Below are 24,290 nucleotides of genomic sequence, written 5' to 3'. Positions count from 1 at the left end.
TCTTTTCACATTTGGACGGAACCACCGTCTCTCGTGCGGGTTTCACTGATGGCCGGCCGCCAAGTTCGTTCCGATGGAGAAGTTGCAATGGTAAATATCAAAGCAAAGGGGTTTGAAAACCTCGCGCAGTTGCAAGAACATCTGGCTGAGCTCGAGGAAGAAAGCCCTGCAGACGAGCAGGTGCCGGAAGCCTCCCCTTCCCCACAGGAGCAGATCGCAGAATTGCGCCGAGAGCTCGCTCAATTGCAGGCGCGGCTGGTGCCAATTCACGCGAAAACAGAGGAGTTGGACGTTCCATCGCGCCGGGACGTCCATCTGTGGTTGAGGATCGTCATAGCGGCGGCGACAACGCTCGTAATCGCCCGCGTGGTTCAACATTTTCGTCCCGGAGCACCGGGTGCAGCGATCGTACCGTTGCTTACGGCTCGACGTGACGGCAGAATCTGATCCCTACAGGCAAAAGGCCAGGGTGAATACATCGGGAGGATCCTATGTCGAACGACAATGGAACGGATGACAGAAATAGCCAGCCAACAGCACCTGGAACCACGTTCGGACGCTCGCTCGAAAGCCAGGCGCAAATGGCGGACGCGCGAGTTGTTGCGACTGGTGAAGCGGTCGAAACCCTCAACGTCTACCGGCTTGTTCCCATTGCGGAGGCAAATGATCCCCGCTGGGCAAACGCGCCATCGCACGGCGTGGTTGTGGTGGCTGCGCGCACTGCCGGGGATGCCCGGGTTGTGGCGGCCGGCGGCGAGCTGGATTTCATGGAGGTCGACGCGGCTCCGGCGGAGGACGTAACGACGCTGCAGGCAAGTGCGTTTCGATCCGAAAAACTTTACAGCGTAGTCGAGATTGAAAGAGGAAGATCGGATCTCAGGAGGGGCGTACTTTCCGGTGCGATCTCGGTCGGCAACATCCGGCCGACTCAGGAGTAGAATCATGTAGTCCATTACCGTCGCCAACATGTTACGACCAACCTTGGGTCGTGGGAGACAATTTCCACCGCCTTGTACTGTATTCCACCCATTCATGTTGAGAAGGGGACCGAGACAAGTGGCCCGGCATTGACCGGGATGTCCGCCGCCTCTTCTGCTTTGTGCAACTTGGCTTTTCTTCGTCGAAGGCATCGCGTCCCATTGGACCAGAGCGTTCCAACAAGCCGCGCGGTGCCCATGGCAATTTGTGGGTCGAGCGCTAGATCTATCTTGCCTCAACGGAGAACACCAAGGTGGGAAGACAAAGTGGCGATGTCCGGCGTGACAATATGGGCTCAGTCGATCCTCTGGACCCGGCAATCATGCCGGGCGAAGACGCACGCGCCTTGTTCGAAGCACTGCTCGCGATGAAGCGAGGAGACTTCTCGGTCAGGATGAGGCTTGACCTGGATGGTATCACAGGAAAGATTGCCGATACCTTCAACGACCTGGTCGCCGCCAACCAGAAGATGGCTCAGCAGCTAGCGCACGTTGGTCAAGTGGTGGGGCGCGACGGACGCACAAGCACCCGAGTCCGCTTCGGGCTTTCCGACGGGTCCTGGTCCGATATGGAAGACTCCATCAATACGCTGATCGATGATCTCGTATGGCCCACGGCTGCCGTAACCCGTACGATTGCCGCAGTCGCCAAAGGCGATCTTTTGCAGACCGTTCCGCTCGACGTCGATGGTCGCCTCCTCAAGGGGGAGTTTTTAAGATCCGCGAATATCGTCAATACGATGATCAAACAGCTCAGCGTATTCACCTCGGAAGTCACGCGCGTCGCCCGTGAAGTCGGCACTGATGGCAAGCTCGGTGGCCAGGCGCAGGTCCCTGAAGTCACCGGCGTCTGGAAGGACCTCACCGAAAGCGTCAACTCGATGGCGTCAAACCTGACGGCACAGGTGCGCAATATCGCCGAGGTTACGATCGCGGTTGCCAACGGCGATCTGTCGAAAAAGATCACCGTCGATGTCCGCGGCGAAATCTTGCAGTTGAAAGAGGCGATAAACACCATGGTGGATCAGCTTCGCTCTTTCGCCTCGGAGGTAACGCGTGTTGCACGCGAAGTGGGAACGGAAGGAAAGCTCGGCGGCCAAGCGCTCGTGCCAGGCGTTGCCGGGACCTGGAAGGACTTGACGGACTCCGTCAACGCCATGTGCGGCAATCTAACGGCCCAGGTTCGAAACATTGCACAGGTCACGACCGCGGTTGCCCGAGGAGATCTCTCGCGCAAGATCACTGTCGACGTGTCGGGAGAAATCCTCGAGCTCAAGGAAACCATCAATACGATGGTCGACCAACTGAATGGCTTTGCAGGGGAGGTAACGCGCGTCGCCCGTGAGGTTGGTACCGAGGGGCGTCTGGGCGGGCAAGCACAAGTCCCAGGCGTTGCCGGCACGTGGAAGGACTTGACCGACAGTGTGAATTCCATGGCTGGTAACCTCACGGCTCAGGTTCGAAACATCGCCGAGGTGTCGACCGCCATCGCCAACGGCGACCTTTCACGCAAGATTACCGTCGACGTGAAAGGCGAGATCCTTCAACTGAAAGAAACGCTCAACACCATGGTGGACCAGTTGAACCGTTTCGCTTCCGAAGTTACTCGCGTTGCCCGCGAAGTCGGTACCGAGGGCAAGCTTGGCGGTCAAGCACAGGTTCCAGGCGTTGCCGGCACCTGGAAGGATCTCACTGAAAATGTGAACTTCATGGCATCGAACCTGACGGGCCAGGTGCGAAACATTGCCGAAGTCACGACGGCCGTGGCAAGGGGCGATCTTTCGCGCAAGATCACCGTCGACGTCAAAGGCGAAATCCTAGAGCTCAAGAATACCATCAATACGATGGTCGATCAGCTCAATGCCTTTGCCGGCGAGGTTACACGCGTGGCGCGCGAGGTCGGGACGGAGGGCAAGCTTGGGGGGCAGGCGCAGGTCTCCGGTGTCGCGGGCACCTGGAAGGACTTGACCGATAGCGTCAACTCGATGGCCGGCAACCTGACGGACCAGGTCCGCAACATCGCCGAGGTCGCGACCGCGATTGCCAACGGCGATTTGTCGCGCAAGATCACCGTCGATGTCCGCGGCGAAATCTTGCTCCTGAAGGACACGCTCAACACCATGGTCGATCAGCTGCGCTCGTTCGCGGGGGAGGTGACCCGTGTGGCGCGCGAGGTCGGTACCGATGGCCGACTGGGTGGCCAGGCTGTTGTTCCCGGTGTCGCCGGCACATGGAAAGATCTGACCGACAACGTCAACCTGCTTGCGGCCAACCTGACGACCCAGGTGCGCAACATCGCCGAAGTCACCACGGCTGTCGCGCGCGGTGATCTCTCCCGAAAGATCACGGTCGACGTCAAAGGGGAAATCCTCGAACTCAAAAACACCATCAACACGATGGTCGATCAGCTCAACGCCTTTGCAGGCGAAGTGACGCGTGTGGCCCGCGAAGTGGGGACCGAGGGAAAGCTCGGCGGACAGGCGCAGGTGCCGGGTGTCGCTGGAACCTGGAAGGACTTGACCGACACGGTAAACGTCATGGCTGCCAATCTGACTGAGCAAGTTCGTGGTATCGTGAAGGTGGTGACTGCTGTTGCAAACGGGGACCTCAAGCAGAACCTGACGGTTGCCTCCAAAGGCGAAGTTGCCGCTCTTGCCGAGACGATCAACAACATGACGGGTACGCTTGCAACCTTCGCCGACCAGGTTACGAGCGTGGCGCGCGAAGTGGGTGTCGAGGGCCGGCTCGGCGGGCAGGCAAACGTTCCTGGCGCCGCCGGGACCTGGAAAGACCTCACAGGCAACGTCAACTTGCTCGCGGCAAACCTGACGACGCAGGTCAGAGCGATCGCTGAGGTGGCGACGGCTGTGACGAAAGGTGACCTGACGCGCTCAATCCAGGTCGAGGCCCGCGGCGAGGTGGCCGAGTTGAAAGACAACATCAACACGATGATCGGCAACCTAAGGCTCACGACGGAGCGCAACACCGAGCAAGACTGGCTTAAGACGAACCTGGCCCGGTTTACCAATATGTTGCAGGGGCAGCGCGACCTGACATTGGTCGGGCGGATGCTGCTGTCCGAGCTCGCAGCGCTGGTCGGCGCACACCAGGGCGTCATCTATAAGATTGATAGCGACGAGCGCCGGTCGACACTTTCGCTTTTGTCGACTTATGCCCACGGGATCGATGCTACCCACCCGGCGCGTCTGGATTTTGGTCAGGGGTTGATCGGACAATGCGCGAGCGATGCACGCCGAATTCTCATTACCAATCTGCCGGACAACGTCGTTCCGATCAGTTCAGGCGTGTTTTCCGCACTTCCCAAGAGCGCGATTGTGCTGCCCGTTCAATTCGAGGGTCAGGTCAAGGCAGTCATCGAACTAGCCTCGGCTGGCGATTTTACAGACCTGCAGTTGTCGTTCCTGGACCAGCTGACGACATCGATCGGGATTGTGCTCAACTCGATTGAAGCGAACATGCAGACAGAGGGACTGTTGAAGCAATCGCAGCAGCTGGCAACGGAACTTCAAACCCAACAGAGAGAGTTGCAGCAGACCAACGAGCAACTTGAACAAAAAGCACAGCAGCTCGAAGAGCGAAACGTCGAGGTCGAAGGCAAGAACCAGGAAATCGAGCAAGCCCGCCGGGCTCTGGAAGAAAAAGCGACCGAACTTGCACTGACATCGAAATACAAATCCGAGTTCCTTGCCAACATGTCCCACGAGCTGCGGACGCCGCTAAACTCGATCCTCATTCTGGGTCAGCAACTAAGCGACAATCCCGACGGAAATCTGTCGGGTAAGCAGGTGGAGTTCGCCAAGACAATTCACGGAGCCGGCACCGATCTCCTCAACCTCATCAGCGATATCTTGGACCTTTCGAAGATCGAGTCCGGGACGGTTTCGGTCGATGCTGAGGAGATATTCATCAACAACCTGCTGGAGATGATGTCGAGGCCATTCCGCCACGAGGCCGAAAACCGCAACCTCAGCTATTTGGTGGAGATCGGCGACGACGTTCCCAGAAGCGTCATCACAGACTCCAAGCGATTGCAGCAGATCCTCAAGAACCTGCTGTCGAACGCGTTCAAGTTCACCGCAGAGGGCGGCGTGACGCTACGGGTGACCGCGGCAACGGAGGGCTGGTCTTCGGATCACCCCTCGCTCCAACACGCTCCCTCAGTGATCGCGTTCGAAGTGTCTGACACCGGGATCGGCATTTTGCCGGAGAAGCAACGCATTATCTTCGAGGCATTTCAGCAGGCTGACGCTTCGACCAGCCGCAAATACGGCGGCACCGGGCTCGGTCTCGCCATTAGTCGAGAACTAGCAAACCTCCTTGGCGGAGAAATTCAGTTGCGCAGCACCCCCGGGATCGGCAGCACCTTCACGCTCTTTCTACCGCTGACATATGTGGGTGCGTCGACGGCGCTCAAATCTGTTCCTGCTCCAACCAATGTGGTGCAACTGGCGGAGGCTGCAGCCGCATGGCGCGGCGAGAAAGTGGCTGAACAGATGGATGATGATCGCGGCGTGATTGAACCCGGCGACGTTGTTCTTCTGATCATCGAAGACGACGCTCACTATGCGCGGGTTCTTGTCGACCTTGCCCGTGACAACGGCTTCAAGGTCCTGGTCGCCAGCCGCGGTAGCGACGCATTGGATCTCGCCCATGAGTTCAAACCCGCCGCGATATCGCTCGACATCTTCTTGCCGGACATGCTCGGATGGACCGTACTGAGCCATTTGAAGCAGAGCGCGGCAACACGACACATCCCGGTCCAGATCATCAGTCTCGATGAAGACCGGCAGCACGGCCTCGCGCGAGGTGCCTTCGCGTTCATGACCAAGCCCACCACCGCACATAGCGTGGGCAAGGCTTTTTCGCGATTAAGAAACTACGCCGAGCCCCGTCGCAAACGCCTCCTTCTCGTCGAAGACAACGAGGCCGAGCGCCTGAGCGTCACCGCACTCCTTGGTGACCATGACATCGACATTGCGAGCGTGGGGTCCGGTGCGGAGGCTCTGGTCGCCCTCCGTAACGATCCCATCGACTGTGTGGTTCTAGACCTGACGCTCCCCGACATGACCGGCTTTGAGGTTCTGGAGAAGATTCGGGACGACGATGACATCGTTGAAGTGCCGGTTGTCGTATTCACGGGGCGAGAACTCTCTCCGGAGGAAGACGCACGACTACACTCCATGGCACGCAGCGTCGTCGTGAAGGGGGTGGAATCGCCGGAAAGACTCCTCGACGAAACCGCGTTGTTCCTCCATCGGGTGGTAGCTGACATGCCCGCGGCGAAGCAAACCATGCTCGAAGAGCTGCACAGTTCGGATGAGGATCTGCTCGGGGAGGCCGTGTTGCTCGTCGATGACGATGCGCGTAATATTTTTGCGCTAAGCAGCGTGCTGGAACGGCGGGGTATGCGGGTGCTGACAGCGACGACCGGCAGCGAAGCCATCGAGGTCCTTCAAAACGAACCAGGCGTTGCCATCGTTCTCATGGATTCCGGACGCGGAAAGCTTCGCTCCAAACGGTTCCCGCCGCTCCTAAATCAAAATAGTCCGCCCCGCCAAGGCGGGCAGACAACGTCACCAGGTTTGCCGGCCATACCAGTCGTCGATGTCTTGCCGGACGCGATCCTTCTCGAGGCCGTAAGGCTCCTGAATCTTCACTTCTAGCTGATCTTGTTTTTCCCCTTACTTGATCAAGATCGTCGTCGGTGAGTTTGCCCCCACTTTCCTTGATTTTCCCCTTGAATTGCTTGCAGTTACCTTCATGCGATCCGGCGGCGAAACGCCTGGCGGCTCCTTTGTTCACCGGTTTGTCCAGATTGGGGTTTGAGGAGGGTGATCGACCTAATGGCTGCTTCGCTTCGCGGGATGGCTGGCGGGTGTGAGGCTGAAGAAGAGGACTAGATTTCGATTTGGCTTAGGAAGCGAGCAAGTGCCTTCGACAATTCCTCGGGTGCTTCCTCAGCCATATGATGGCCTGAACTGATGAGTGGCCCTCGACCTTCGTTGCCCAGGGGCTCCAGACCGCCAGAACATCATCGTAGAGATCCGCGAGGTCGTCCAACCTGGACCATAGACACAACATCGGGCACTCGATCAACCGGCCGGCCCGCCGATCGGCGAGGTCGTGTTGCCTATCGACACCCAGCCCAGCCCGGTAGTCTTCAAGCATACCGTGAACAACGGAAGGATTGCGGGTGGCGGCTCGGAAGTCCTCATAGGCAGCCTGACCCATTGGTTCCATTTCGCCGCCGTACCACGCATCCGGATCGGCAAGGATTGCGCGTTCCGGCTTATCAGGGACGGCAAAGAAAAACCAATGCCACCATTTTCTCGCAAACTGCTCACCAGTTCGTTCGAGAGCTTCCAGGATTGGAACAGCGTCGAGTACGACCAGGTGCGTGACGCTGTGGGGATGATCCATTGCGAGCCGAAACGCGGTGTAGGCGCCACGATCATGCCCGACAACGGCAAATTGAGTATGTCCAAGCGCCCCCATCAGCTCGACGCATGCGGCAGCCTTGGCCCGTTTCGACGAGCCGGAGTGGTCAGGCGTATCCTGCGGAACATAGGATTGACCAAATCCCGGCAGATCTGGACAGATAACCCGAAAGGTGTCTGCCAGCCGCTCCGCCACCTTCCACCAGGTGACGTGGGTCCGGGGGTGGCCGTGAAGCAATAGAAGAGGCGGACCGCTTCCGCCATGTCGCACCCGCAGCTGGCCAGCTGTTACAGGTATCGTTTCAAGTTTGAAGCCCTCGAACATGGTGGTGCCATGAGTGCCATGGGGCCGGTTTGCATTATATCCGGGCCGCAGATCGGTTAGTAACCGAAGAACCTCTAGCAAAGTCCGATAGTTCCAACCGAGTGTCTGCCTCCCCCAACAAATCGTGGGCCCCACGGGTTAGCATTCGGAACACGTCCGACGCCCTGTCACGCCGCCCATTCTGGCCATCATCACGTCCGCAGGACTTCGTCCATTTGTGTCTCCCGTCGGCGCAACGTGGGAATTTTACTTCGGCGCTTTTGGCGAATTCTCGCCCGTCAATGGTCGAAGAAAGCCACACGGAGGGATAGCGGCGGCATGAAACCCTTCCAGCAGTTACGCTCGACAAGCGCGGAAGCGTCCGCTTGGGGGCGAAAGCGACGAGCGCCCTGCGGAACGTTCAAGCTTCTCGCCGGTTTTGGCCTGAGAGAGGAGCCAGTTATGGGAATCAACGAATCAAAAAGGGGCGCGCGAGGTACTCCATCACATAGGCTTGGGATACTTGTCCGGGGCCGATTGGAACTTTCCGTCTTTTAGCGCGCTTATCGGATTTGCGGCCAATGCCAGTCGAGCGATGATGCCCGGCTGCCCAGATCAAGGAAAAAGACGATGCGGAATTCAGTTGCCGCGGTCATTGTCAGCGTTTCGCTCGGCGGATGCACCGCCGGCGTCGCGACTTACGGCTTCTCGCCAAACTTAGAACCGATACCCGGTAGCATCACCTATCGCGGCCAGCCTCGCACCAAGCTGACGAAAGCACCTGTGGGCAGCATCGTGCCACACGAGTTTCGAGACCAATTCGGTCGGCGCGTTTCTGAGATCTATGTCATTCAGCCGGATCGCTCTCTTCGTCTTGTCTCCCGACGCAGGCAGACATTTGATTTTTTCGATGACGATTAAGGGGACTTGGCATTCGTAGATTGACGGACGAAGAAATCGCAGAGGCGATAAACTTTTAAGCGGCAAGAGGTCGATGTGACGAAGTCAAGGGAAGCCGTGGAACCGGGCAGGGGGCGAAATGCTTCAACGCCTGAAGAGATACCGCCGAAAGGCATTCGCGATGTCTTTTGGCGTGTTGTTTCAGAAATGTTCGAGGAGCGTGTTTTCCTGATCGCGGCGGGGGTGAGTTTCTATCTTCTGTTGGCACTTTTTCCCGCTCTTGCTGCCCTCGTGTCCTTTTACGGCTTCATCGCCGATCCCATCGACATCGGAACCCATATGAGCGTGCTGGACGATCTGTTGCCACCCGGGTCTTACGCTTTGATTTCGGACCAGTTGAAATCTTTGACATCCCAGAAGACGACAACGCTTAGTTTCGGTTTCGTCAGCGGCCTGTTCATCTCGCTCTGGAGTTCTGCCAATGGCATTTCGGCGCTTTTTGATGCCATGAACGTCGCCTATGGCGAAACTGAGAAGAGGACATTCGTCACCCGGACGCTGCTTTGTCTCGCATTCACGTTCGCCGGGTTGCTTTTTGCGGTGGTCCTGATCGTGGCAATCGGCGTCATTCCCGCCTTGCTGGCGTATCTGTGGCTCGATCGGTGGACTGAAATCCTGACGAGGACGGTGCGGTGGCCGATGATCCTCTTCCTCGTCGCTATCGGCACGGCCTCGATCTACCGGTACGGGCCGAGCCGCGAGCGGGCGAAGCTACGGTGGCTCAATTGGGGTGTCATATTCAGCACGTTTATGTGGCTCGCCGCCTCATGGCTCTTTTCCTTCTATTTGCAGAATTTCGCGAACTACAACGCGACTTACGGCGCTCTCGGCGCGCTAGTGGGTTTCATGATGTGGGTATGGATTTCGACGGTTATCCTCATCATAGGTGCTCTGATTAACGCGGAGCTCGAACACCAGACAGTCGTCGACTCCACCACCGGTATACCGCTCCCGATGGGTGAACGCGGCGCCTACGTTGCTGACACACTCGGCAAAGCTGCCGACTAGGCGCGTAAAGCCACGTCGGTTCGCGCACCGCTCTCCGAGGCGGGGATCTGCAGACCCGAATGAGCCGATCACTCTGAAGGTCGGGTGTGCGCACCGTCAGCAATAAACGCTCCAACGACCGACGTTGTGGCGCGTGCTCAGCTCCGTTATAGTGACACCGACACCAGTGCGCTCGGCGTTCGCACTTCGACGAAACCTCAAGCCGCGGCACATCGCGTTCGCTCATCGCTATGAATTCCATGCGCGATCTCCCAGGTCATCCGCCCTCCGGGAAGCGCGTGCACAAGTCCAGGGTGAACCGTGGTTAGGGATCCTGCCGTTGCTCCGACACGAAGCCGAATGGCCGGTTCAGCCCAACGTCGGGTTAGCTGTGCCCTTCGATTTCCGCGGCCGGTCTGCGAGCAAGTCCGAGAGTTCGCAAACTCCTGCTTCGTGAGGCCGATGCACTAGCGCATACCCGGCAAACGCAAGCCGCCGCGGCGCGCCTGCTCAGTAGATCCTGGCGCATCTGCGAACCTCGCTCTTTTGTCGGCCTTTTCCGTCGTGCCAATTCGATCAAGCTCCTTCCCGGCGCCGATCTCAGGCGCTGAGTGAATGCCCGCAGGGGCGGTCAACTGCCTCATTGCTACGAACGGCAATTGTCGGAGGCCCCGGGCGGGAGGTCCTGGTGGAGCTCACCGCTCGACCCCAAAATACAGGCCATATAGTCCCAGATCGTGAAGGGGGGTCGCACGGCGGCCCTTCAATGTTTCCGATAGAGATGGCGAGCCAGATAGGGCTATAGGCAAAATCTGATCAAAGGGGAGCCCACTCGAGCAGCAGCTCCGACAGGCGCTTGGCATTCTTGATCGCATGACCATCACGATCATTGTTGAAGTAAGCCCAGACCGTTTTCGCTCCGCTTCGGCGGATGCGTTCCGCCCATATCCTCAGTTCGGCGTCACTGTAATCGTGCCTATACCATTGATATGGCCCGTGAAACCGCACATAGATGTCATCGCAAGTCTTCACGAGGGCGTCGGGCAGCCGAGGGCCACTGCAGGAGCAGAAAATAGTTCCATTTTTCTCAAAAGCGTCGAAGACGTCGTCATTCCACCAACTCTTGTGGCGGAACTCCACAACGTTTCGACGGGAAGGGTCAAGCTGAGCCAGTATGGTGTGCAACATCTCGGCGGAGTAACGGACGCTTGGAGGCAATTGAAACAGAAAGCAGCCCATCTGGGGGCCGAGAACGTCGGCTATGTAGCCAAAGTCCTTGACCAAGGTGCTGGTGTCGTCGAAGCGCCTGACGTGGGTAATGAGCTCACAGACTTTGACCGTGTAAACAAAATTCGGTCCTGCTTGTCGCAGCCAATTCCTCACCGCGGCGATCGTCGGCCATGAATAAAAGGGCGCATTGAGCTCCACCGTTTGGAACTGCTGGGCATAGATGGGAAACCACTTGCTCGAAGGAATATCTGCCGGATAAAGCTGTCCTTTCCAGTGCCAATAGTACCAACCCGAACAGCCGATATGGAGGCCGTGTAACAGGTCCCGCGGAATGGTGAGCGCGCCTCCATTCGTCCTCAGCGCCAATCTCAACGCATGCATCTTTTCGGCCCGGCCTATATTCGCAAGCCGCTGCCTCTGTCGGCGCTGCGCGCGACGGGCGCGACGTTCTGCAAGTTCTTCCGAAGAGCGCTCCACCATCTGACAATCCGCCGTTTTCCCTGGTCAGAAAGTCTCGAGACGGGATTTGGTCCCTGCTTTCCAAACACCTATCCATCTTTGCGCCATTACATCCGTGAAGCACGCGAACTGCGGGGCGGAGCATCATGTTTGTTTGCAATTTCTTGAAGAAATGCCTCGATCGTTTTGACCTGATGGAACAACTGATCCGCCAACGGCCTGTAAACATTGCGAAGAGGTGGCGTTGGTTCAGCTGACAAAAGGCCATTGTCGCAAGGGCGACCGTCATCCCAGCCCGCATGATTGGCAATAGGATAAAGACATACTGCCTCTATAGGCACTCCCCACATCATGGCAGCCCTGACTTCTTCGCCGACATATGCCAGCCAATCGGACCGGCGATCGCCTTCAGTACCCGTCTCTGCGATCAGCATTGGCCTGCCATATCGAGCGTAGGTTTCGACAAGAATTTTGCGCAATGGTTTGTAGAGAGGGTGTTCGACGTCGATCGTCGGGCCGCCGTGGATCCACTGGTTGTTATGGTAGTAGTTGACGCCGATGATATCGAGATACTTTTCCGCGCCTCCCAACTGGGGCCACAAGCGTCCCGAAATCATGTCCCAGGCTTGGTATTGTGCCAATCGATGGCCTTCAGCAGCAAGTCGATCGCCTGGTCGCTCGGGATCGGCCAAAACATTGATGGCCGGCTCGCAGTGGACAAATCGGGCCCGAGGCTCGACCTCAAGAATAGCATCCATCGCCGCGATCGAGGCGCGCGCAAGCTGCACCTTGAGCTCAAAGCCCCTGCGCCCTGCCCAAGGGTTGAGGTAAGCAGCATCTCCACCCGCCCATGAAAAGAAAGAGATTTCGTTGACAGGCACGAAGAACGGCGGGGCGGCGATTTCGCTTCGCAGGAGTTTTGCGGCAGCCCCCGCAAAACGCGCAAACCGTCTCACAAATTCAGGCGACCATATATCGATATCATCGGGCCAGCCGTAGTGCATAAGATCCCAGATGACCTGCGTTCCGGTGGTGCGCGCTGCGCGCATTAACGGTAAAACACTGCTCCAGTCATATGTTCCGGGCAGTTGCTCGACCAGATGCCAGCGAAAACCATCCCGTACGCTGCGGATATGATGGCTCGCCAGCTGACGGTAATCATTTTCCGCATATTGTTCGTGTTTTATCGAGGCTATCATATCCAGGCGCCGACCCCGGCCCACCCCATCCCTTGGTCGGACGCGGTGGGTAGAACATTCAAAGCCTCCTTGGAAGAAAGACTGGAACAGTCCGGTCGGAGCGCACGGCGTCCTTTCCTCAAGGACTTCGTCAAAAAGCGCCTGCCACTGCGGAACCACCGCTTCGACGCTGTAAGTCTTCTCTACATGCAAACGCAACTGTAGACCGAAGCTGGCGCGCAACTCCGGCGATCCGGCAAGCATTGTGACGGCCTCTGCCACTGCTAGTGGATCGTTATGTCCGACAAAATAACCAGAAAGGCCGTGTTTGATCTGTTGTCGTGAACCGTTGTCGGCCGTTGCAATGACCGGAAGGCAGGCGGCCCCAGCCTCAGAAATGACATGGGGCATGCCCTCATCCCGCGAAAGCCAGACGAACACGTCGAACGCTGCAAGCAGGTCCGCGACGTCGACCCGGTCACCCAGGAAGCTCAAGACGGCATCCAATCCAAGCTTGCTACACAGAGCCTTCAGATGCTGCGCATATTCGGGCATGAATGCATCTGGTCCTCCCACGATCACAAAGCGCATGGTGTGATCTTGTGCGTGAATAATCGCGGCCGCCTCGATGAAGGTCTCGACATTCTTTTTTGCATCAAGACGCCCTACCCAGCCGACCAGGATCGTGTCGTCGTAGATGCCGAGTTGCCGGCGCGTTGCAGACCGCCGGCTCGGCTCGAACTCCTTGAGATCGACCATCGATGGGATCTCTCGGGCATCACATTCCCGCCCAGGCATTCGAGACGCGGCGGCGTCGCGAATGGAGCGACAGACACCCACATAGCGACTGGTCAAATGTTTCGGTCCGCTCAAAGCTTCCAGGACCAGGCCACCATGCTCGATCAACGGCGGGCGAATGTGCAGCCGTTCAAGTGCCGGGTAAATGTCTGCAACATTCTGACATGAAACCACCACGTCATAAGAAGGAATTTTGTCGGCGAGATAGGCAACGGTCTCTTCGAGCGACATAGAATAGGGCGCAGTGTCCACTTCGATGCCCAAAGCCCGCAGCTGCTGATGCGTCTGCGCGGGCATGCCGTCCTTGTGCAAACATGCGACCACATCGATTTTGTAGCGCGAACGGTCGATATTGGCCGCAAGAAGACGAACCTCGGTTTCCTCTCCTCCCACCACCAACCAGCCGAAGACGAAGAGGACGGTCTTGGGGCGGCATGATCCCGTCATGGTCCCACCTTGAAGACGATCTGCAAGAACTCAAACCTCCGCTGCAGCAGATCCGAAAGAAACTCCGGAGCATCCTCGAAGGGGATCACATGGGTGATCATGTGCTGTTTGATCAGTTCGCCCTCACGGGCCAACAGGTCGATTGTTTCGCCCGCAAGCCGGCGTTGGCTCCAATGCGATGAAAGACCGCGTGGAACACGATTGATCTGCGCGCAGCGTATGTTAAGGCCATTGTGGTGGAACTCCTCACCCAATCTCAGCCTGTCAGCTCCACCCTGATAAAATGCCAGGTCAATCACGCTCCCCTGGGGTCGTACGGCCTTGAGTGCGACGTTAAGGCTTTCCGAATGGGCCCGGGTCTGAAACACGATATCGGCTCCGCGGCTTGCAGCGCCGTCGTGCCAGTGCGTCTTCGCGTGTTGCCAGGCGTGTTCCTCTGACATTGCCTGAATGCCCATCGCCTCTGCCTTTTCTCGGCGGAACTGTGACGGATCCGCGACGACGACCTGGCAAGCGCCAAGGGTCTTGGCAAAGAGCGCTGTGAGCAAGCCCACGGTCCCAGCTCCGATAACCAATACGCGTCGACCGACGACACCGCACCCCAGGAAGGGCAGTGCCGTTCCGAACGCATCGGCATCGGCATGGAGAATGCCATTGGCAGCTATCGGGCCCATTTGTGCGACGAAGATGCCAAGCAGCGGATCGATCGTGGTGGGAAGTGGGACGAGAAGGTCGCAAAACGGGTCGGCTACATGGCCGGTCTTGTGGGCGTAGGTTGCAGCGACGATATCGTTTGTTGCGTAGCCGGCGGCGTTTGTGTCTGCGACCCGCGCCACCTCCATGTAGCCTAGAAAGGGAACGGGATATGACAGGTCAGGTTCGTTCGCTATGAAAACCCCCCGCTCGCGGTCGAAGCGCGAATGAAAGTAGGGATTGGTGTTTTTGAGGAACGTTAACTCGGTCCCGGCCGAAAACCCGGTAAAGAGTGTGTCGAGCTGTACGTGACCGTCGGCTGGCGCCTCTTCCTCATATTCCAGGAAGTACATTTTGCCAGGGCGCTCGACGCCGAGGGATCTTATGGTGCGGCTGAACATCGGCACAATTCCTAAAAGTTGTGGAGGTCGATCGGCTGACCGGTTTCGGCAGACTTGCTCAGAGCTAAAGCAATGCGGTGGGTCGCGAGCGCCTCATGGTAAGGGCAACGAATGCGATTTTCGCGGCCCCGCACCGCATCGACGAAGTCGCGATCCTCCAGCCGCACCGGGTCTCCGTCGGCCCGGCGCACCGGCCTCCCCGCCCCGACATCCACCATGATGTCATGGTCTGTCAGTTCAATCGCCAAGCCATCGGCAAAGAGGTTCAATCCCATGTGATGCCCCCACTTCAAGGCACACGTGGACGCAATGTTTCCGATCGCACCTGTTGCGAATAAAAAGCTGGCCGTGCTCGAAGTGGCAACATCGAGATCAGGAAAGTCATCCCTTTTTCTATGCGTCGTCTGGCCGAATACCCGGACGATATCGCCGACAAGATAACGGGCGAGATCGACGATATGGGTCGTCTGTTCGACGGTTTGCCCGCCTGATGTCTCCTTTTTCCACCACCACTTCGGGGGTGGAGTCTGATCGAGCCAGTAGCCCGAAACAAGTTGTGCAGGGTTCTCAGCCAGGCATCGGCGCGCTTCCTCGACGGTGTCGAGGTATCGCCAGTGATAGCCCACCGCGGTAATCAGGCCGGCCGCAGCAATGCTCGCGGCGAGCTCTCTGGCAAGATCGAGATGCAGGCTGATTGGCTTCTCGACAAAAAATGGAATCCGAGCCGAAATGAGCTCTCGCTCGACATCGCCATGCGCAAATGGGGGGACACAGATATAGGCGGCATCCAGTTCCAGTTCGCCCAGCATCTGGGCAGAGGAAGTAAAGGCTCTGGCGCCAAATCGGCCTGCCGCATGCTGGGCCCGTTCGATGCCGGGATCGGCAAAGCCTACGAGTTGCACGTCGTCGAATTCCGCCAAAATATCGAGATGGCGGGACGCGATCCCGCCCACTCCAATAAAACCGATGCGCGTGCGTTTCATGGTTCGATGCTCTCTTTCGTTGGCGATCGCTGAATGGAGAACGGATCGGTAGATTTCTGCGGTCTCCTCGACCATCCGGGCTGCGGTGAATTGTTGCTTGAACCTTCGTCGCTGCGCCTCTCCCGTGCGAGCTGCCCCTGCCGGATCGGCTAGGACGGAGATAATCCCCTCAGCAAGCCCTTCCGGATTGCTGGGCTCCACAAGGAAGGGATGCTCGTCTCCAAGAGCGTCAATCGTGCCTCCGATCGCAGTCGCAACGACAGGGACCCCCACCGACATCGCCTCAAGAACCGCCAGCGGCAGCCCTTCGAACAGCGATGAGAGAACGAAAACGTCCGCCGATGCCAGCAGCGAGGCTATGTCGTTGCGCTGCCCTGCAAACAACACAGCGCGTTCAAGTCCGAGCTCTGCGACCAAATCCTTCACATTGCCGACTTCAGGACCCGTACCCACCAGTAGCAGCACAGCATTGGGGAATTGTTGCAGGACGCGAGGCATCGCCCTGACCAAGGTCAGGTGGTCCTTCTGCCGTGTGAAGCGCGCGATCGATATAAGGGTGTTTGATCGTTGGGAACCCCACTCAGACCGCGCCTCGATGCCATCGCGAAGCGGTGGAATTCCGTTTCGGACAACCTTGATCTTGTTTGGATCGACGCTCTCATTGGGGAAAGTCGACCGCGCCGCGGGGGAGACGACAACCAGTCGCTCGACGAAGCCAAGGCCCTCGAAGAACGCCGCCTTCTGTTCTCCTTCGGTGAGGAGAAACGGCAAATGCTCCGTTCTGATAACCGGAACACCTGCGACTTTTCCGGCGTGTGCGAGCCCATGGCCTTCCCAGCCAATGCCTGCGTGAACATGAATAAGATCGGCATCGACCGATTTCAGCCACAAGCCGCACTCGGCGATGTCGTCGAACTCTTTGACCGCCAAGCCGAGTGCGAAGGCTTTCGAAGCAAGGTTGCCCTCGCATCCTCGCGGCAACACCATCGTAACTTCAAAGTGTTCGCTCAACCCCTCGCCGAGAATAAGCATGTGGGCACCCATGCCCGATGCATCGCAGCTATCGGTCGCAATGACGAGCTTTTGTTTTGGCTTCATGAGAGGGCTCATCGAACACCCAAGCTATGGTCCGCCGTGTCCCTGGCCGCAAATCGCTTGAAAGTCGAAAGTGCCTGACCCACAACCTGGTCCATGTTGTAGTAGCGGTAGCTCGCCAGTCGTCCGACGAAGGTCACATCGCTGCGCGAGCGTGCAAGAAGCGCGTACTGGTTGTAGAGCTCCTGATTTTCGGGCCTTGGGATCGGATAGTAAGGGTCTCCGGCTGAACACGCGTACTCGTGACACACACTCGTCTTGGGATGGACTTGCCCGGTGATGTGCTTGAATTCGGTCACTCTCGTGTAAGGAATCTCTTCAGAGGGAAAATTCACGACCCCGACGGGCAAAATTCGCCGCCGGTCGTAGGTCGTGTGTTCGAACCGCAGGCACCGGTAAGGAAGCCGACCATACTGATAGTTGAAGAACTCGTCGATCGGTCCGGTGAAGATGATATGCGTGCCGGGGAACTCATTCCGGACATCTCTAAAGTCGGTGTTGAGCCGAATATCGATGCGATCGCTATCCAGCATATTCTCAAACATCTTCGTGTAGCCCTCCTTTGGCATCGCCTGGAAGGTGTCCTGGAAGTAGCGATCGTCGGTGTTCGTGCGAGTAGGAATGCGGGCGGTAACTGCCTTGTCGAGTTGAGAAGGATCCAGTCCCCATTGCTTGCGCGTATAGCCCTCGAAAAATGTCCGGTACAAATCCAATCCGACCTGCGCGATAACGACGTCCTTCGAAGTGCGCACCCGGTCCATCGGCTCCGCCTTGGAGGCGAGGTACTGGGCAGCCGCGTCGTCGTCCTTCAAATCAAGTCCGTACAGCCCATTGAGGGTTGTGCGATTGATCGGTATCGGCAAGAGCTTGCCCTCTACATCAGCAAGCACGCGATGTTCGTATGGCCTCCACGCGGTAAAGCGCGAAAGATAGTCGAAGATCATTTCGCTGTTGGTGTGGAAGATGTGCGGGCCATATTTGTGAACAAGAACGCCATGTTCGTTGTAGAAATCGTACGCATTGCCTGCGATGTGGGATCGCCGATCGCAGACGAGCACATTGTGCTTGCCTTTGTTTGCCAGCCTCTCGGCAAGAACTGCCCCAGCAAAACCGGCGCCGACAATCAAAAAATCATAAGCACGGCGCCTAGATCTCATTTTTGCCGGTTTTCGCGAAATGGGCGATATCGAGCGCAGGTTTGTTTCAGCCGCTTCCTGCACCAATCCGTCCATTTTCCGGTGAGTCTCATCCCATGAGACCGTCGATAGAAATTCATCGACGCCTTTCAGCCATTTTCCTGACCGGGGCTTTAATTTCATTGCGGCTTCGCATGCCTCAACGAATTCGCTCGCATCGGATGCAAAGAAGACCCCGCTGATGTCTTTGTATTGACGCACGACGTCGACAACCGGCGTAGTGACCACGGCAAGCCCGGCTGCCAGGTATTCCGGGGTCTTTGTCGGGCTGATAAACCGGGTGGCCTCATTCATGGCAAACGGCATTAGAGCCACGTTCCACCCAGAGAAATAGGCAGGCAGGACCTTGTAGTCCTTCTGGCCGAGGTAGTGGATGTTGGGTGCGCGAGGAAGATCCTCCTCCCTGATCTTGGCCACCGGACCAATGAGAACGATTGACCAGGACGGCCGTCGTGCCGCCAAGACGCTTATCAGTTCCAGATCAAGACGCTCATCGATGACTCCGCAAAAACCGAGGACAGGGCCAGCAAGATCCGCTTGGTCCGGTGGGCTGATCGGCACCGTTCGTGCCGACCGAAAGTGCCCCACATCCACGCTGGAGGGAAAGGGATGAATGTTGTCATGCAGGAGGCGCTTGGCGTCGTAGAGGCTATGGCCACCTGTGAAGACCACGTCAGCCCGATGCATCAGCTCACGCTCCAGTTTCACCATATTTGCCGGCGCGAATCTGAAGTTGGCAAGTTCGTCCATGCAATCATAAACAATTGCGGCCGCATCGACATGCCGGGCAAATGGAAACATCATTGGTGTGTAGAACCACAGGACTGGCTTGGGATGACCAACAAGGTCCAGAAGCTCGTCGAGCAATCCGGCCAAACCCGTGTTTCGTTGTGCCTCGGTCCATTCCCTGGGAATTCGGGGCCTAACGGATTTTACGGTCGTGCCCGCGAAAGGATGGATTTCCAGATAGGCCAGATGGTGGTCTGTCGGAATAAACTCTTCAAAGAAGTAGACGTGTCGGTCGCGAGCAAACCGCTTCATGAGGTGTTGTGGCCGCTGCACGACATAATCCCACCGCAGGTGTGAAAAACAAATCACCGGCGCGCGAGCATTAGAAGAACTCTCTTTTTTCTTCGGATCTGCGGTTAGAACATCCATACTCATTCCGCGCTGAGATGTTCGTAGGCCCGAACAACTTCAATTGACGCGCGCCTCCTTGTTTGCTGACTGTTCGGCTCGAATGAGCTGGCGAAGTTTCTTGATGGAGTGTGGCCAAGTCCAAGATCGGAGGACTGCGTCGCGCGGTCTAAAGTCGGTAAGCCGCGACAACATCTGGGCAATAGCAATATGAAACTCGTCCGACGTTGCGGTCGCGCCGGTCTGCGGGGTTATGTATTGCTGGCCGCATCGCAGTTCGGCGTTGGCAAGTACAGGCAAACCTGCGAGCATGTATTCGGTGAGGACCGCCGGGGCCCCGTCATCGACCCCGCACACCACGCCCATGCGAGCGAGATTCATCAACCTGTTGACCTCCGCGAAGGAGACGCCTGGAGGTCCGACAAAGTCGACATCAATCTGCAATTCCGCCGCGTGTTGACGCAACTGATCCGATCGATCGCCGTAGCCGAAAACGCAAAGTGCGCGCACGGACTTCGGCATCTTGGCGAGCGCGTGAAACAGGACATCGTGACGCTTATAGGCTTGCGCGGCGGCTACATAAATTATGTCGTAAGGCTTGGCCCCCTCGATTGGGTAGAACATCGACGGTGCTGCAAATTCCGGACCGATCGGAAGGACCGCGGTGCGTTTGCCCGGGTGACACGCCTCGACCTCGCGGCTCTGCTCTTCTGATCCGGTCAGGATCAGATCGAAGTGGCGGCTGGTGGCGAAAGGGACCCGCAACGCCGGCGCGTCGATCGAGTTATAGATCTTGAAGCTGTGTCGACAAGCCTGCAGGATTTCCTCATCGACCCCTAGGCCCCAGACACAGAGAATATCCGGAGCGCCATAGATCTCGATATGAGCAAGCATGTCGTCCGACGAAAACGGAGGGGTGTTAGCGTCGAGGTGGAACGAGCGCCGTGTCAGGAAGGAACTTTCTCTTACCGTTGGTGGGGGGCCGCTGGCCAGCCAATGGCTCCAGATCTCCGCCCGATCGACTAGGCCATCGGCTACGCAGGCAATTGGCATTCGTTCGAGATAGCTACCCTTTACCTCGACATTGTCTTCTGCGGTTGGCCGAGCAGCCAAATCATCCGCGAAAGTCGATGCCCAGGCCGCCAAGCGCTCTGACTTAGTCGGGACTGTTGAAACCGGTGGCCAGCCGTCCTGGAAATCACTGATGACGACAATCTTTCGCATTACTCACTTCGCACATCTACAGTCGCGAACGTCTTGACGACCACCGCGTTTGGGGAAACGGAGTTGTATTTGTCAGGAATCTAATAGTCTCGGCTTGGAACCGCCGAGCACACTGTTTGTTCCAGTTTTGGCCAACTTAAATTTCCCAACCCGTCTATTCGGGACCACCGGTGTCAATCGAGTTCCCATTGGTGGCGCCGATTCTGCTCACGAAAGCCGAACTTCAAACGTCCCTGAACACGGGATCGTCAGAAGGAAAAAGGCATCTTGCAGAAAGAAAGAATGAGTTCACTGCGTCGCCGATCTGTGGCACTGCGAGTTTTCGACGCTCCTTTTCACAGAAACCGGAACATAGCGGGCGCCACAACGTTTGGTGTGGTCTGAGGTCATGCGGATTGATGACTTGGTGACCCTCACCTGTGAACTGTTCAAAGAGTGAACTGATGTAGTTCAACTCGAAATGAGAGAAAGGCCACCAAATGGCTACCAAGACGAAAGTCCTGAGCGATCTCTTCCACGATACCCTCATGGACATCTATTTCGCGGAAAAGCAAATCCTCAAGGCGCTCCCAAAGATGGCACGCGCTGCGCGGTCTGAAGAAGGCAAAGCTGGCTTCCTCAAGCACCGGGACGAGACCGAAGGTCAAATCGAGCGGCTGGGGCAGGTTTTTGAGATTATCGGAAAACCTCTGCGGGGTAAGACATGTGAAGCCATCCAAGGCATCCTCGCCGAAGGCGAAGAAATCATGGAAGAGTACCGTGACAGTCCCGCCCTCGATGCCGGCCTCATCTCGTCGGCCCAGGCGGTCGAACACTATGAAATTGCCCGCTATGGGACGCTCAAATCGTGGGCCGCCCAGCTTGGTCTCGATAAAGCCGTTCCACTGCTCGACGCCAATCTCCAGGAGGAGATCGCCACCGATCAAAAGCTGACGGCACTGGGCGAAGCTGCGGCAAACTTAAAGGCTTCCAAGCAGGCCGCCGAGTAGTCCAACTCGACATGGAGAAGCCGCCGTGAACGGCGGCTTTTTCATTCCGGCACAGGCAAGTGCGCACTCTCCGCGTAGTCCCCCGGCCAATCAATTCGAAACAACGGAGTTCGCCCCATGGCCAAGAAATCTCAAGAAAAGTCGACCTTGAAGCAGCGGGAAACTGTGACGATCCATGATCAAAAGGTGCGCCGCGGGGAAGGAGGCGAGCTTCACCAGATCGCGGAAGACGATACGCCCGTCCTGACCACCGCTCAGGGCGGCCCCGTTGCCGACGACCAAAACTCCCTGCGCGTTGGGCCACGCGGTCCGCTTGTGATTGACGACTTTCATTTCCGTGAAAAGATTTTCCACTTTGACCATGAGCGCATCCCCGAGCGGGTAGTCCACGCTCGAGGCTATGGAGCGCACGGCTATTTCGAAACCTACGAGTCGCTCGCCGCCTATACCCGGGCTGATGTTTTTCAGCGAGCAGGTGAGAAGACACCGGCGTTCGTCCGCTTTTCCACAGTTGCCGGCAGCAAGGGGTCGTTTGATCTTGCCCGCGACGTCCGCGGTTTCGCGGTAAAAATCTACACCAAGGAGGGCAACTGGGACCTGGTAGGCAATAACATTCCTGTCTTCTTCATCCAGGATGCAATCAAGTTTCCCGATATTATTCACGCGGTGAAGCCGGAGCCGGACCGCGCCTTTCCCCAGGCGCAATCTGCCCACGATACATTCTGGGACTTCATCAGCCTCACGCCGGAAAGCATGCACATGATCATGTGGGTGATGTCGGATCGCGCGATCCCCCGCTCGTTCCGGTTCATGGAAGGGTTTGGCGTTCACACCTTCCGCCTCGTCAATGCAAAGGACGAGTCGACCTTCGTTAAGTTTCACTGGAAGCCGAAGCTGGGCCTCCAGTCGGTAGCCTGGAACGAGGCGGTGAAGATCAATGGCGCCGACCCGGATTTTCACCGCCGCGATCTTTGGCAGGCAATACAGTCGGGCAATTTCCCGGAATGGGAATTGCAGGTTCAGCTTTTCGATCAGGAATTTGCAGATAGCTTTGATTTCGACGTGCTTGATCCGACGAAAATCATTCCCGAGGAGGTCCTGGCGCCCCAGCCGATTGGACGGCTCGTCCTTGATCGCATGCCGGACAACTTCTTTGCCGAGACCGAGCAGGTAGCATTCATGACGCAGAACGTTCCGCCTGGCATCGATTTCAGTAACGATCCTCTCCTACAGGGGCGTAACTTCTCCTATCTCGATACGCAGCTGAAACGTCTCGGCAGTCCCAATTTTACCCATCTTCCGATTAATGCGCCGAAGTGTCCCTTCGCGCATTTCCAGCAGGATGGCCACATGGCTATGCGCAATCCGATCGGTAGAGTGAACTACCAGCCGAACTCCTTTGCGGAGGGGCCACGGGAATCGCCGATGAGCGGCTACCGGCATTTCCCCGCCGAAGAGACAGGGACGAAGGCGCGGCTACGGCCGGAGAGCTTTGCCGACCACTACAGCCAGGCTCGCCAATTCTACATCAGCCAGACCGCTCCCGAGCAACGCCACATAGCGGCCGCGCTGACATTCGAGCTGAGCAAGGTCGAAACGCCGGCTATCCGCGAACGGATGGTGTCCCATCTCCTCAATATCGACGAAACGCTAGCAACCGCCGTTGCCCAGAAGCTCGGCTTCCATTCGATGCCAAGCCCGGCTGATGCGGCCATGCCAACCCGGCAGGATCTTGAACCGTCCCCAGCGCTCAGCATCGTGGAACGCGGACCGAAACGCTTCGAGGGCCGCAAGCTCGGCATCCTGATCACCGACGGTCTGGATGCAGCGTTGTTAAACGGCCTGACGGCGGCGGTCGCCAAGGAAAAGGGGGCCTGCGAACTTGTCGCTCCGAAGGTCGGGGGCGCTACGGCCTCGGACGGGACCTGGATAGAAGCACATCACATGATCGATGGCGGTCCCTCCGTGCTGTTTGACGCCGTCGTCCTGCTGACTTCGGCTGACGCCATCGACGACCTCGTAAAGGAAGCCACCGCCCGCGATTTCGTGGCGGACGCCTTCCAGCATTGCAAGTTCATCGGCTACGACCCCTCGGCGATGCCGTTGATCGAAAAAGCCGGGATCGCCGATGGCCTCGATGAGGGTACAATCGAGCTTCCAGGCGAAAAGGGAATATCCGATTTCGTCTCGACGCTCGGCAAGCTGCGCGTCTGGGCCCGAGAACCGTCGGTGAAGCTGGGTAAAGCGTCGTCGCCTCTAGACTAGGCTCGCTGAGATCCCGCGCGCCAAACAAGGGACCCGGGCAAACCATCTGCTCTCCACCCCGAAGCCGGCAGGTTACCCGTTCAGCCTGACGCTTCCTCCGCCGCCGGACAGCGAACCGTCCGACGGCCATATCCTTAATTCGGGAAAAAGCGTCCGTGCTAGACGCCAGCGGGCCTCGCAGCCTCTCGCGGGAAGGTTGGTTTAAGGCGAGAGTCGCCCGCCGCCGGACTTTGCTTTGATCATCCACGGCGCAACCGCGGGAGTTTTCACGAGTATACCCTTCTTCTTCGCGAAGGCGCGCAGTGCGTCTCGCGCCACCTGAAGGGGCTTATGTCCGTCGTGGGCGAGGTAGCACGTCTTCAGGGTTGCGTCGTGAATGATGTCACGGTCTCCTTTGGACCACTCCTCAAGGAAATCGATCGCATCGTCTAGGTTTGTGATTTCGAGGATCAGATCCTTCCTTTCACGCAGGTAAAGTGGCCGGTCAAACATCTTCATTTGCATTTCTA

At 57.7% G+C, this 24,290-nt stretch carries 13 protein-coding genes and 2 pseudogenes; 7 read left to right on the top strand and 8 right to left on the bottom strand.

Annotation, left to right across the window (positions count from 1 at the left end; all coding sequences use genetic code 11):
* Positions 1-87: 87 nt before the first annotated feature.
* From ASD01_RS35910 to ASD01_RS34150, 3 genes are all read left to right on the top strand, one after another.
* The gene (locus ASD01_RS35910) at positions 88-447 is read left to right on the top strand and encodes a hypothetical protein (protein ID WP_156623729.1); all 360 of its coding nucleotides are present in this window, start codon (positions 88-90) and stop codon (positions 445-447) included.
* A gap of 44 nt (positions 448-491) precedes the next feature.
* Positions 492-938 (top strand): hypothetical protein, encoded by a 447-nt coding sequence (locus ASD01_RS34155; RefSeq protein ID WP_034800012.1) that lies wholly within the window; start codon positions 492-494, stop codon positions 936-938.
* 329 nt (positions 939-1,267) lie between these two features.
* A complete protein-coding gene (locus ASD01_RS34150; protein WP_458574519.1) occupies positions 1,268-6,661 on the top strand; it encodes a HAMP domain-containing protein in 5,394 nt (1,797 codons plus the stop codon).
* On the opposite strand, the pseudogene ASD01_RS35210 reads toward ASD01_RS34150, so the two are convergent.
* Positions 6,572-6,800: pseudogene (locus ASD01_RS35210) on the bottom strand (CsbD family protein). The gene ASD01_RS34150 and the pseudogene ASD01_RS35210 sit on opposite strands and share 90 nt — an antisense overlap.
* Before the next feature lie 111 nt (positions 6,801-6,911).
* On the bottom strand, positions 6,912-7,760 hold the full coding sequence (locus tag ASD01_RS34145; RefSeq protein WP_348272371.1) for an alpha/beta fold hydrolase: 849 nt from the start codon (positions 7,758-7,760) through the stop codon (positions 6,912-6,914).
* Positions 7,761-8,369: 609 nt separating this feature from the next.
* Between ASD01_RS34145 and ASD01_RS35205 the strand changes: the two genes are divergently transcribed.
* Positions 8,370-8,660 carry a hypothetical protein gene (locus tag ASD01_RS35205; RefSeq protein ID WP_034800005.1) on the top strand — a complete coding sequence of 97 codons (291 nt, stop codon included), beginning with the start codon at positions 8,370-8,372 and terminating at the stop codon, positions 8,658-8,660.
* Positions 8,661-8,735: 75 nt separating this feature from the next.
* Positions 8,736-9,707, top strand: coding sequence for a YihY/virulence factor BrkB family protein (locus ASD01_RS34140; protein WP_060520797.1), 972 nt, complete (start codon positions 8,736-8,738; stop codon positions 9,705-9,707).
* A gap of 795 nt (positions 9,708-10,502) precedes the next feature.
* Here ASD01_RS34140 and ASD01_RS34135 read toward each other — a convergent pair.
* From ASD01_RS34135 to ASD01_RS34115, 5 genes and pseudogenes are all read right to left on the bottom strand, one after another.
* On the bottom strand, positions 10,503-11,396 hold the full coding sequence (locus ASD01_RS34135; protein ID WP_060645024.1) for a DUF72 domain-containing protein: 894 nt from the start codon (positions 11,394-11,396) through the stop codon (positions 10,503-10,505).
* A gap of 86 nt (positions 11,397-11,482) precedes the next feature.
* Entirely contained in the window at positions 11,483-13,798 is a 2,316-nt protein-coding gene (locus tag ASD01_RS34130; RefSeq protein WP_060529766.1) for a glycosyltransferase family 4 protein, read from the bottom strand.
* Positions 13,795-16,973 (bottom strand): annotated as a pseudogene (locus ASD01_RS34125) (glycosyltransferase). The gene ASD01_RS34130 and the pseudogene ASD01_RS34125 overlap by 4 nt, the downstream one beginning before the upstream one ends.
* Positions 16,974-16,981: 8 nt before the next feature.
* Positions 16,982-19,324 (bottom strand): UDP-galactopyranose mutase, encoded by a 2,343-nt coding sequence (gene glf / locus ASD01_RS34120; RefSeq protein WP_060645039.1) that lies wholly within the window; start codon positions 19,322-19,324, stop codon positions 16,982-16,984.
* Positions 19,325-19,363: 39 nt separating this feature from the next.
* Positions 19,364-20,527 carry a glycosyltransferase gene (locus tag ASD01_RS34115; RefSeq protein WP_177235784.1) on the bottom strand — a complete coding sequence of 388 codons (1,164 nt, stop codon included), beginning with the start codon at positions 20,525-20,527 and terminating at the stop codon, positions 19,364-19,366.
* Positions 20,528-21,006: 479 nt separating this feature from the next.
* On the opposite strand from ASD01_RS34115, the gene ASD01_RS34110 reads away from it, so the two are divergent.
* Both ASD01_RS34110 and katE read left to right on the top strand, forming a co-directional pair.
* Complete coding sequence (locus ASD01_RS34110) at positions 21,007-21,516, top strand: YciE/YciF ferroxidase family protein (RefSeq protein ID WP_060529765.1); 510 nt, start codon at positions 21,007-21,009, stop codon at positions 21,514-21,516.
* Positions 21,517-21,633: 117 nt separating this feature from the next.
* Positions 21,634-23,781, top strand: a complete 2,148-nt coding sequence (katE, locus tag ASD01_RS34105; RefSeq protein WP_060529764.1) for a catalase — start codon at positions 21,634-21,636, stop codon at positions 23,779-23,781.
* A gap of 201 nt (positions 23,782-23,982) precedes the next feature.
* On the opposite strand, the gene ASD01_RS34100 is transcribed toward katE, so the two are convergent.
* Positions 23,983-24,285 carry a DUF982 domain-containing protein gene (locus ASD01_RS34100; protein ID WP_034800001.1) on the bottom strand — a complete coding sequence of 101 codons (303 nt, stop codon included), beginning with the start codon at positions 24,283-24,285 and terminating at the stop codon, positions 23,983-23,985.
* Positions 24,286-24,290 lie beyond the last annotated feature (5 nt).

It is taken from the genome of Ensifer sp. Root423, assembly GCF_001426275.1.
Taxonomy (GTDB): domain Bacteria; phylum Pseudomonadota; class Alphaproteobacteria; order Rhizobiales; family Rhizobiaceae; genus Ensifer; species Ensifer adhaerens.
Note: the sequence above shows the minus strand (reverse complement) of the source record. Positions and strands in the feature narration are given on the sequence as shown.